Origin of the sequence: Streptomyces sp. NPDC016640 (assembly GCF_043076215.1) — a bacterium.
GTDB lineage: Bacteria > Actinomycetota > Actinomycetes > Streptomycetales > Streptomycetaceae > Streptomyces.
Genome location: NZ_JBIBRG010000007.1, coordinates 399,225 through 409,376, shown reverse-complemented (window position 1 = coordinate 409,376; position 10,152 = coordinate 399,225). Strand labels below are relative to the sequence as shown.

The 10,152-nt window shown below is 67.5% G+C and carries 12 protein-coding genes and 1 pseudogene; 4 read left to right on the top strand and 9 right to left on the bottom strand.

Annotated features, from left to right (window positions below):
• The 3 genes and pseudogenes from ACF07S_RS17765 to ACF07S_RS17755 all read right to left on the bottom strand — a co-directional run.
• A pseudogene (locus ACF07S_RS17765) lies at positions 1-318 on the bottom strand (ATP-dependent helicase); the annotation flags it as partial.
• A 345-nt stretch (positions 319-663) separates the two neighbouring features.
• Positions 664-867, bottom strand: a complete 204-nt coding sequence (locus tag ACF07S_RS17760) for a cold-shock protein (protein WP_004986771.1) — start codon at positions 865-867, stop codon at positions 664-666.
• A gap of 1,245 nt (positions 868-2,112) precedes the next feature.
• A complete protein-coding gene (locus tag ACF07S_RS17755; RefSeq protein WP_391965014.1) occupies positions 2,113-2,532 on the bottom strand; it encodes an ATP-binding protein in 420 nt (139 codons plus the stop codon).
• A gap of 814 nt (positions 2,533-3,346) precedes the next feature.
• Here ACF07S_RS17755 and ACF07S_RS17750 point away from each other — a divergent pair.
• Positions 3,347-3,826, top strand: a complete 480-nt coding sequence (locus ACF07S_RS17750; protein WP_030839597.1) for an RICIN domain-containing protein — start codon at positions 3,347-3,349, stop codon at positions 3,824-3,826.
• Positions 3,827-4,491: 665 nt separating this feature from the next.
• Here ACF07S_RS17750 and ACF07S_RS17745 read toward each other — a convergent pair.
• Complete coding sequence (locus ACF07S_RS17745) at positions 4,492-5,001, bottom strand: transposase (RefSeq protein WP_391965002.1); 510 nt, start codon at positions 4,999-5,001, stop codon at positions 4,492-4,494.
• Between the two features lie 27 nt (positions 5,002-5,028).
• The gene (locus ACF07S_RS17740; protein WP_179879016.1) at positions 5,029-5,244 is read right to left on the bottom strand and encodes a DUF6243 family protein; all 216 of its coding nucleotides are present in this window, start codon (positions 5,242-5,244) and stop codon (positions 5,029-5,031) included.
• Positions 5,245-6,062: 818 nt separating this feature from the next.
• Here ACF07S_RS17740 and ACF07S_RS17735 point away from each other — a divergent pair.
• Both ACF07S_RS17735 and ACF07S_RS17730 read left to right on the top strand, forming a co-directional pair.
• Entirely contained in the window at positions 6,063-6,461 is a 399-nt protein-coding gene (locus ACF07S_RS17735) for a hypothetical protein (protein WP_391974550.1), read from the top strand.
• Positions 6,462-6,585: 124 nt separating this feature from the next.
• Positions 6,586-7,104 carry a hypothetical protein gene (locus ACF07S_RS17730; protein ID WP_391965000.1) on the top strand — a complete coding sequence of 173 codons (519 nt, stop codon included), beginning with the start codon at positions 6,586-6,588 and terminating at the stop codon, positions 7,102-7,104.
• Between the two features lie 186 nt (positions 7,105-7,290).
• Here the strand turns inward: ACF07S_RS17730 and ACF07S_RS17725 are convergent, their stop codons facing one another.
• Both ACF07S_RS17725 and ACF07S_RS17720 read right to left on the bottom strand, forming a co-directional pair.
• Entirely contained in the window at positions 7,291-7,539 is a 249-nt protein-coding gene (locus ACF07S_RS17725) for a transposase family protein (RefSeq protein ID WP_391974549.1), read from the bottom strand.
• A complete protein-coding gene (locus ACF07S_RS17720; protein ID WP_391974548.1) occupies positions 7,536-8,099 on the bottom strand; it encodes a transposase family protein in 564 nt (187 codons plus the stop codon). Before ACF07S_RS17720 ends, ACF07S_RS17725 begins: the two co-directional genes overlap by 4 nt.
• 285 nt (positions 8,100-8,384) lie before the next feature.
• On the opposite strand from ACF07S_RS17720, the gene ACF07S_RS17715 reads away from it, so the two are divergent.
• On the top strand, positions 8,385-9,446 hold the full coding sequence (locus tag ACF07S_RS17715; RefSeq protein WP_391974547.1) for a hypothetical protein: 1,062 nt from the start codon (positions 8,385-8,387) through the stop codon (positions 9,444-9,446).
• Between the two features lie 54 nt (positions 9,447-9,500).
• Here ACF07S_RS17715 and ACF07S_RS17710 read toward each other — a convergent pair whose 3' ends face one another.
• Complete coding sequence (locus ACF07S_RS17710; protein ID WP_391974546.1) at positions 9,501-9,863, bottom strand: hypothetical protein; 363 nt, start codon at positions 9,861-9,863, stop codon at positions 9,501-9,503.
• A gap of 14 nt (positions 9,864-9,877) precedes the next feature.
• Complete coding sequence (locus ACF07S_RS17705) at positions 9,878-10,015, bottom strand: hypothetical protein (RefSeq protein WP_391974545.1); 138 nt, start codon at positions 10,013-10,015, stop codon at positions 9,878-9,880.
• Between the last annotated feature and the right edge of the window lie 137 nt (positions 10,016-10,152).

The following is a 10,152-nucleotide window of genomic DNA, read 5'->3' as shown; positions in this document are numbered from 1 at the left end:
ACGGCCCGCCAGGGAGTTCGGCAGCGTCGCGCCCTGGATCGGGAACGGCGCGGTCACACCCTGCCTGCCGAGTTCGGCCAGGAGCTGCCCGGGCATGTCGAGATCGGCGAAGCCCTCAACTGCCGGCAGTGCGGGGGTGATCGTCCTGGGCAGCGCGAACTCACCCTGCATTGCGGCGGGCCGACGGCCGTAACCGCCGGAGCGGACGGGCCCGCCGGTACGACGCGGCGCCTGCGAGCCGTAGCCGCCGCCTCTTCCGGCGTCGGCACGGCCGTCACGGGAGCGGGCGGGGCGGTCGTTCGTGTACGTGCGGTTCATGCGGAACCTTCCTCGATGTGGCACATATCAAGGAATTCCCGCTGCGATGAATGGCATGGAGAATTACAAGTATGGACCGGTGGCAAAAGAAAGCAGATCTGACCGGCGGAAACATCCGTGGGCACAGGTGCTGAAATGGGTGACGCGATGGAGACCTTGCGATCCGGGCGCCGGCTGCGGTGTAGCGCTTCAGGATGTGTGTGCGTCCTGCGGGAGGAACCGCTTGTGGTGGTACTGCGGATTCCTTCGGGGCGTCCCGCGGGTGAAAGCCGCTGCGGGATACGCGTGCAGCTGGGGCCCGCACCCCGAAGGATGCGGGCCCCAGCTACGGATTGCGCGTGAGCGTCAGGCAGGAACGATGTTCTCGGCCGTCGGGCCCTTCTGGCCCTGCGCGATGTCGAAGGAGACCTTCTGGCCTTCGAGCAGCTCACGGAAGCCCTGAGCGGCGATGTTCGAGTAGTGGGCGAACACGTCGGCGCCGCCACCGTCCTGCTCGATGAAGCCGAAGCCCTTTTCCGCGTTGAACCACTTCACGGTGCCAGTAGCCATGTCATATCTCCTTTGGGGCAGTGCATCGGCGTCCGCACTGCGCGGGCGCCGTGTCGCCGCGATGATTACCCCGCCCGGAAAATGACCGGAAATACAAAAGTGCTCCCGACCGGCAGAAGCCTGGTGGGGGCACTTGAAGTTTTGGGAACCACAACTGCAACTGAGATAGACAGTAGCACGCCGGAGCGGCCCGTGTGCGTTGGATAATTCCACTCTGCTCGTCACGGCAAGAAACTCGTACTGCCTGGTCCGTCAAACTCTGATCTCTCGAGCACAGACATTGATTCACCCGGAGTGCAACGTCTCATGAAGAGTGGCCAACGGCACCAGGGCTCCCAAGGGGGGACGCGCGACATACGCGGCTATCCGTAAGACGCCTCTTCGAAGGGGTTCCAGCAGCTCGTATCGCATGCCGTGGGCCGGATCCCGCGGTACGACTACTCCCGCATGACCGTCCGAGGATCTGCTCCAGCGGGGGTTCCCCACCGAGCCGGCCTCACCTTGGCGCAGCAGTACCCCGGCTCTGGAGGACGTCGAAGTCGGACCAGTCCCACGGGCCGCCGACGCTGTCGAGGACCATGCGACCGGTGCGGTACGGGGATCGGGCCGCACAGGCCGCGCCAAGCCTGGTGCCGTAGGAGACGCCGAGGAGGGGTTCGTCGTCCGTTCGCTGGGCGCGGCGCGTATCGCGTCCCTGTCCCGGACAGTCTGCTCTGTCGAGAGGCACCGCAGCACACCGCCGGCACCCGCCGCGCAGTCGTCGGCCATGTTCCGCAGGTACGTCAGGTAGGCGCGTTCCGCCGCTGGGCCGGCGGGCATGGACCCGCGGCCCTGATCGCCGCAGCTGGCGCCGCGGGCCGCAGCGGCCAGGCCCTTCAGACTCCCCTGCCGTGCCACCTTGAAGCAGACGGAAGCTATCTCGTCGTCGACGCTGCGAGGCCGACCGGCCACTCAACCACCAGCCCGGCGCCGACTACCCCGACGACCGCGCCCTGCTCCTCGCCTGCCCAAACTCGCTCAACTCCCACGCAGCAGACATGGCGTGAGCCGACCGCCCCCCGACACCTTTGGGACGGGACCGGGCGTGCTCACGCCGACGGTTGACGCACCACGTCAGCCTTGTCCCAGCGATTACCGGTTGAGTCCGCAGCTCCGCGAATCCCACCGGTCGATCTCCATGGAGCCACTCGGGTCGAAGCGGACGATCCGGGCCTGACGAGCCGGCCGTCGGCGGGACTCATTCGTTCAGCGGCGGACCGTGTCGCTGCTGAAGGTGCCGGACAGGGCGATGCGGGCCGTGATGCGCTTGCCGACAGGCTCCCGTTCGATGAAAAGGTCCAGGGTGACGGCTTTGACGATCTCCAGGCCGTGCTGGCCGATCCGATCGGGATCGGCGGGCCGGGCAGCGGGCACGACGGGGTCGCTGTCCCACACGACGACGTCCACGGCATGGGCGGTGATCCGCAGTTCCATCAGGACGGGGCCGGGGGCGTACTTGAGCGCATTGGTGACCAGCTCACTGACCACCAGTTGCGTGAGGTCTCTCGCGCGAGCGGGCACGGGCAGGCCATGATCAGCACGGGCCTGGTCAAGGAAGGCGACAGCATGGTGGCGAACGTCGGCGATACAGCCGACGCCTCCGTCCAGGGCGTAGCCGGCTCGCATCAGGTACTGATCTGCGGTACAGCCGTCACCCTCGGCGTTGACTCCCACGTATCTCGCCCTCACTCCCCCCGTCGACGTGCGCAAGTACCCACGTCAGCGACACGCATGTCACCAGATCCCACGCATCTGGCTGGGCACATGCCGCCGCAGCTGTGGGGCAGAATCGTCCCGGCACGCCCTGAGTGGGCAAGCCTGGGCTCAGTCGAGGAAACGTGAGCGACATCCACTAGGGAGACCGGCCAGACCGACTCTCCCTCCAGGACGAATGGTCGATGGCGTCCTCGTCGTGGCCGTGCACGGCGAAATCGACCACGACGTCCAGGACGTCCTGTGACCGGTCGGCGTCGCTGGAAGATCGCGTGCACCGTCGCTACGAACGCGAGGCCGAACACTTCCTCGCGTCCGCGTCCGGCGGCACCCGCACGTTCGACTTCCGCGAGCTGGTCCGGGAATCCGCGCATGCCGCCGCAGACTCTCACACCGGAGCGACAGGGAAACGGAATGAGACAGCCGGCTCGTCGGGAGGGTTGTCATCTTCTCGTTCTTGCAGCTCCCGCCCGCCGCATGGCGTTCGCCCTGCCCGTTCGAATCCAGCGGTGCCCTGCCACATCGTTGCGCCGCCTGCGGGACGTGTGGGTGACGCTCGGTTAGCCGGCTCGACTAGCTCCGTTCATCCGTTCGAGATCTCCCGGACAGGGCTCTGACCTCGGCAAACGACCGGTTGGCCACGCTGTGGACCTACAGCTGGCTCTTTACGCTGAGTTTCAGGGGCGCCCCCCTGTAAAAGAAACTCTCGAGGCTGAGGGGCACTGATATGAGCGACCTCGTACTGCTCGCGGGCGGATCGGTGACGATGACCCACCACGTCACCGGCACCTACTTCATGTGCAACGACTGGCACGACGGTGTCGGCAACCACACCCAGACCTGGGCACAGGACCCGTTCGCCAAGGACAACAACTCGCACCGATGGTTCCTGCGGCAGAACGCCGACGGCACCGTGCGCATCGAGTCGTACGCCAACCACCGCTGCCTCACCGCGGGAGCCAACCCGCCCGACCTCGTGACCCTTCGAGAACACACGAACAGCCTCAACCAGCACTGGCGGCTGGTCTCCCACGCAGAGCGAGGCAACGACTTCTACATGGTCTCCGTCGTGCACCCGCGCTACGCCCTGGCCATCGCCGACCACCTCCAGGGCAACGACCGGCTGGTGGGCCTGACCCGCATGTGGGGCGGACCGAACCTCTCCCAACTGTGGCGGATCTACCCCTCTTCAGAGGACCAGGGATGACTCCAGACGAGCACGCGCACTGCCCCATCGCGGGGAGTGCCACCTGAAGCGTGCCGGTCGATCAGCGGGTGAACCGCCAGGCGCCGACCGGAACGGCGATGCAACGGCGGTTCCCCGCAGCGGGACGTCATCAGCCCCACACCTCAACAAGATGGCTGAGACCTGGTCAACCGTGAGCGGACCATACTTCAGCCCGGCCCCCACCCCAGTCGAGATGTTGGCAGGCTCACCCGGCCATGAACAGCCCGCGCGCAGGACCCCGGTGCGCGCCTCTCCGCGCCCAGCACACCGCCCCGGCCCTGGGCCAGGCTGCGCTGCGGACCATAGTCGGCCACAGCCTCGCCGGGTCCAACAGCGCCTCTAGGCGGTCGCGTGCACGCGGTCCGCGCAGCCTCAAAGGATCAGGCAGTGCCGCAGACACCCCAAAGGCGTTGAACTTTGCAGAAGCGAAATATATGTCCTGGTTGGCCGCGGAGAGTTTCCCGGGCCACATGCTGCGCATCGGCCGTGAGACTCGTACCGTCGCCACGTCCTTGCACTCGGGTGCTCGAGAGAGGAGAACCCGCGCGCAAGGGAGCTCACGGCGGACACTGAAACCCACCTACTCACAAGCCCCGCCAGGCCGCGCCAGCGGGGCTTCTCGCCGCACTCCGCTCTCACAGCTCCTATGAGCGGGGTCCTGGCTGTAGCTGTCCGACCAGGTGGAAGACATCCCGAGCCGCGTAGCGTTTGAGGCAACGGACGATTTCGCGCCGGGTCTTGCCCTCCTTGATCCGGCGCTCGTAATGGTCCGGAGTGCGCGGGTCGACCCGCCGGCGGGTGAACACGATGCGGTGGAGCGCGGCGTTGGCCTGACGGTCGCCGCCACGGTTGAGGCGACGGAACTGCCGGCGTCCCGAGGGACGCTCGAGGGGACTGGCCCCCGCACAAAGCGGCGAAGGACGCCCTGCACGCTCTTCCTGACAGTGTCGCCCGGGCTGGGCACGTGGACCGCGCTGGTGGTGATGCTGCTGGTGCAGCTCGGGTGTTGGCGGTGACGGGACTGCTGAATCTGCGGCCGCCCCGGATGGTCGGCTGAGACGCGGGTGCTCGGCCGAGAGCTGAGCGGGACCGGCTGCGCCCGGTACGACAGCAGTGCCCCGGACCGCGCGTCGCGGTGCGGGGCACTGGCCCATGCGGTGCCGCCCTGCGGCGGCGGTGCGTCAGCTCTGTGCGGTGTCGTCGCTCGTCTGCCCGGCGCCCTCGGCTGCGCCTGCCTTCTCGCGCATCTTGCGCACCAGCTCCGCCTTCTGGTCGGCTGCACCCTGGCGGTCGAGGTTCCGGTGCGGGCCGTTGTTCTGCCGTTCGGCGCGGGACAGCTTCTTGCGCTGGCCGCCGCCCATGCCCACGGGGTTGTTGATGTTCTTGCTCACGGTCACGGGTTCTCCCGGTAGTGATGTGAAGTGATCTACGGATTCATCGGTGGGGGACGGGCGGCGACGTCGAAGGACGTCAGCAGGGGCCCATCACGCTCTCACTCGTAAATCGGCGTCTGGAAGAACATGACAAAGACGTTACCTGGTCCCTTCGGCCCCGCACACCAACCTTTTCGCCGCCCCGGCGTCGGCCGGGCCTTCGGCGAGCGCCCGGGGGCAGCCGTTTCCTTCCGGGAATCTCAGCACCGCCAGCACCCGCCGGAGGTCGCCGCCCGCCCGGGGCAGGTCCAGATGGGCGTTACTGGGCCGCCGCGGGCGTTGCCAGTGGTCGCGAGCACACTGACGGGATGAGAGATCATCTCACTTGCGCCCCGCCGTTGCGCCGGCCAGCCTCTGCGGAACGTCTGCGCAGCGAGGCGTCGTTCGCGGCGCTGTGCGCTGTCAGCCCACCCGAGCGCGACCGACGACTCCGTGACACAGCTGGGAACTGATCACCGGGCTACGGAGTCCGTCATAGTGTGAACGGCCGGGATGCCAGTGATGTGGTGGGGAAGTTGTGACGAACAGCAGCGGTAGCAATCCGTCGGCAGCGGGTCCGGGCACGTCTGCGCCGGGGCAGCCGCGCTGGGCCTGGTGGGTCGTAGGCATCGTCGTGCCCGTCGTTGGCATCGCAGCCACGGTGTTCGTCAACAACCGGCACAGCTCTGCTGACGACTCGAAGCCACCCGCCGTCGCGGGGGGCACCGTCTGCCACGCATGATCAAGCCAAGCCAGCCGCATCAGCGGATCCGGCCGGCCCGGAGAACACAGCGTCCCGCGCCATGTTCGATCCACACGACATTCAGTTCCGGACCAGCGCCTACGGGGTTGACATCGACTTCGACACGCGCAAGCCGCTTGTTGCGGATGACCTCAAGGGCGCCGACTTGTCGGCCGTCACTGATGGAAGCGGGACGGCTGGTTCCGCCAACTTCCATGGCGGCCCCCGGCTCGCGGCGATCATCGCGCCGATTTCGGGAACTGATGCTGATCCAACCGAGGCGCAGTGCGCGGAGGCGTTGCGGAGCAACGGCGACCCCATGCTGCAGGACCCGCCTCAGGATGCGCAGTTCTGTGTTCAGACCACCGAGGGTCGTATTGCGTTCGTGCGTGTCGTGTCGGCCGCACCGGGTGGGCACACCATGAGGCTCACAGCGACGGTTTGGGACCTCGCCACCTAAGGGCTGTCCCGCAATGATCAGATGCCTGCCCCTCATCGGTTCTCCGATGCCGCGCGCGGTGCTCGGAACATGGGTTCTTCTACTCCTCTTCCCTTACTGAGTAAGGGTGTTGGAGGATCCACGCATGAACCCGCATGCGACCGGACCGACCGCCGACGCGGCGGCCGCGTACCTCACGGCGCTCCACGAACGGCTGACTGCCGACGGCTGCACGGTGACCCTGCCGCACTGGAACGAGTGCCAGGTGGTGACCGGCTGCCGTGCCGACCGCAAGGTCCGCTGGTTCGGGACGAAGGCTGAGCTTTTCGTCTTCGCGACCGCCGTCCCCGAGATCGACGTGACCACCCTGGGGGAGTTCACCGCGTGGGCCATGCGCTACGCCAAGGGCCTGCGCGGAGGCATACCTGGCGCCCGCAACGCGGCCCTGGTACTCCCCGCCCTGGTGAGCGCGCGTGTCCTGCCCGAGGCGGCCCAGTGGGCCGCCCAGGACGCCCGGATCCTCGACACAACACTGATCAGTCGGCCCCTCACGGTCGAGGCCACCCCGAAGACTTTGCGGACCACGATGTACCGGGGCGGGACCGTCTGGGGCGGCATGTTCACGAGCCATGTACTGCAGAAGGCCACCCTCTACTTCCCGTGAGGGGCTGGTGGGTTCCTGGCGGACGTCCGCCGTGTCGGGCCTCAGCGGAGTAGCCCCCTGCGGCAGGACGGGGTGGGCCGGAGCGAGCAGGCCGGCAAGCCTGTCTTGTGATCAATTGCGGGACAACCCTTACGACCTCGTGCACGGTAACGGTGAGGCGTCGAGGATGGCGGCGGGACTCGGTGTTCACCTCTGCCGCGCCGACGTCAGGTCCGCAGTCTGCTGGTGGGACAGCAGACCGGCGACGGCCTGCACGGTGTGACTCATGTGCTCGCGGCGGCCGAGGTGGCGGGTCAGCGCCCGCCAGTTCTTCAGATGGGCGATGCCGTGTTCGACCCGGATACGGCGTGACGAGTGTGCCTTGCGCTGGCGCTCGTCCACCTCCTCGTACCAGTCCGGGGCGTTCTTCTTGAACTTGCGGTGCGGGGGTGTCACCACCCGTCCGCCGGTCTGCGCGCCCAGGCCCTGATAGCCGGCATCAGCGAGGATCTCCACGGGGGGGGACCGTCGGCCAGGAGTTTGAGCAGCCCCAACTGACGGGCGTGGGTGATGTCCGCGCAGCTTCCGCGCCTGGTCGGGCTGCAGAACAGGACCCGGCCGTCCCCGTCCGTGACCACCATGGACTTGACGGCGTTCTGCTTGCTCTTGCCGGAGATGAACGTGTCCCGGTCCTTGCGTCCGGCAGCTGGCCGCCGGACCCGGATCTCGGTGCCGTCAACGATCCCGGTCTTGCCGCTGGCGCCGAGGTGGTCGACGACCTCGGCCAGGGTCCGCAGCCGCACTCCGGGGCTGACGGTGCAGCCTCGCTCGGCGAGCAGGGGCCGCACCTCGCCGATGGCGCGGGTGATGGTGGAGCGGTCCACGCCGAACCAGCAGGCCAGCACGTCGTGGGTGGTCGCGTGTCGGAGGTGCACGAGGGCGGCCAGGAGCCGGTCGACGAAGACCAGCCGGTGTTTCGCGCCCGCGCCCACGGCCCGCTTCCGTAGCCTGGACACAAGCCGGGCCTGGTGGCGTTCATGCCACAACGGGCCCAGTTCAGCCACGAGTTCAGCAATCACGTCTGCCGACAGGCCCGTGATCCTCCGGTCGCTGATGATCGCTGCACGAGACGCGTTCCCCACCACACAACCATGATCGACGATCAGGAACCCGACGCCTCACCGTTACCGTGCACGAGCTCGTTAGCCGCGCCCTGAGACAGGCGAGCAACAGATCGGGTGGAACCCGTAAACCACTTCCCTGGAGGCAGCCGCTCAGCTGTACTGGCTATGCTCTGTCAAGTGCAGCAACCATTAGCCACCCCCCTCGCCTACCCGGCGTCCGAGGCTGCCGACGAACGGCTCATGGGCCACCGAGGCGGCGAACTGCCGCCGATCAGCGTAGTCATCCTGGCTGCGGAGAAGGACATGGCCGGGCTGGACGTCTGTATACGGGGTGTACTCGCTCGCTCCCTGAACCCCGTGGAGCTGGTGCAGGTTGTCGCTCAGCGCCTACCGGCGCGGTCCTTCGACGATCTAGATTCGCGCGTCGTCTGGTTCGACGAACGAAGCTGCGCTCCCAGCAGCCGGGATGTGCGTGAGTACCTGCGAGGCTTGGGTAGAGATCCGTCCACTGCCTCGTGGTACTTCCAGCAACTGGCGAAGCTGCAGTGTTTCGATGTCCTTCCCGCAGGCACGCCGGAACATGTCCTGGTGGTAGATGCGGACTTCGTGTTCCTGCGAGACATGGCATTCGTCGACGGCCAGGGGTCCTCCGTGTTGCCGTACGGCTATCCCCTCTCCTGGCACCTGAACACCCGGGTGCACCGGCTGCCGGACCACCACACTGCGCTGGAGGCGGCTGGGCGGCTGATCCCGGGCTGGCTGCCTGTGGACGCCTACAGCGGCATGCAGCACCACATGGTTTTCGATCGCACCATTCTGGGCGAAATTATCCAGCGGGCCCAGAAAGCACACGGCATACCCTTCTGGCAAGCGTTCCTGCGCACCGCCGACCCCTGTAAGTGGACGGGCGCCTCTGAGTACGTCCTCTACCGACACTTCGCCGCGCGCTTCTTCCCCGAACGCGTGCGCCATCGGCACGTCGACGCCGTCGACGTGATCCAGGCACAGGGACACGGCGGCTTCGTCCTACCTGAGGTGGCCGCTGCCGCCGAGGGCTCGTCGCTGCACGCTGTCGGCTGCCACCGTTTCCTCCAATACGCCGAGCGGCTCGCGACCATGGATTACATTCCCGCCGGCCTGCGCCGTACCGTGTGCGCCGAGCCGACACCTCTCCAACTGCGTCTGGACGGAGGACTGTTGACCATACGGAACGCGGTCCCGCCACTCACGCTTGCTTGAGGCCGCCTGGGCGCGTGGCCACTCGACTTTCGAGGTTCTGACAGGTTTGGCTGCTCACGCGGCGGCGTTGGTACTGGCGGCGGCCCATGCCTGCTGGACAGTGCGGATTTCTTGCTCGGTGGGCTGACCTGGGCGGGTGGGCATACATCGGACGGCGATGATCACCCGGCGGAGCTTGGCGACCATGTCTGACAGCGAGGGGTCGGTCTTGGTGGTGTACCAGGGTGCGCGCTGGCGGTGCTCGGCCACGTCGCCGGGCTCGTGGCCGTGCAGCGCGTACCAGGCCACGGTGATCGTGTAGCAGTACAGCCCGAAGGGCACGGTGCGCTCGACGGCGGCGCGGGTGCGGTTGTGGGCCTGGCCGGTGCCGAGCAGGTTGCGGGCCTCGGCGAAGGTGACCTCGATGGACCAGCGCATCGCGTAGGGGGTGATCAGCTCGGCCGGGCTGCTAGGTCGATGGTGACCAGGGCGAGGTCGTAGCCGGTGCCGGTGGTGTCGTCCCGGAGCAGGATCACGCGCACAGTGCGGGCATGGAAGGAGCCGTACCGCAAGCAGGTGACCTCGGCCAAGTGCACGGTGTCGGTGCGTTGGTAGCGCGTGACCCGCACCGGAGTGAAGTCGGCGGCGCCCGCGAGCTGGGGGGCGTGCCCAACCGCGTGCCCTTGAGCTCGGGACGCCCGCGTTTGCCGGTCGGGGGCGGGGCGGA

Excerpts from the sequence above, each read along its gene's own strand:
- ACF07S_RS17745 (WP_391965002.1), bottom strand. The coding sequence starts at position 5,001 with ATGGGCCAGTGCCCCGCACCGCGACGCGCGGTCCGGGGCACTGCTGTC.
- ACF07S_RS17710 (WP_391974546.1), bottom strand. The coding sequence starts at position 9,863 with ATGCGCTGGTCCATCGAGGTCACCTTCGCCGAGGCCCGCAACCTGCTC.
- ACF07S_RS17755 (WP_391965014.1), bottom strand. The coding sequence starts at position 2,532 with ATGCGAGCCGGCTACGCCCTGGACGGAGGCGTCGGCTGTATCGCCGAC.
- ACF07S_RS17750 (WP_030839597.1), top strand. The coding sequence starts at position 3,347 with ATGAGCGACCTCGTACTGCTCGCGGGCGGATCGGTGACGATGACCCAC.
- ACF07S_RS17760 (WP_004986771.1), bottom strand. The coding sequence starts at position 867 with ATGGCTACTGGCACCGTGAAGTGGTTCAACGCGGAAAAGGGCTTCGGC.
- ACF07S_RS17735 (WP_391974550.1), top strand. The coding sequence starts at position 6,063 with ATGTTCGATCCACACGACATTCAGTTCCGGACCAGCGCCTACGGGGTT.
- ACF07S_RS17730 (WP_391965000.1), top strand. The coding sequence starts at position 6,586 with ATGAACCCGCATGCGACCGGACCGACCGCCGACGCGGCGGCCGCGTAC.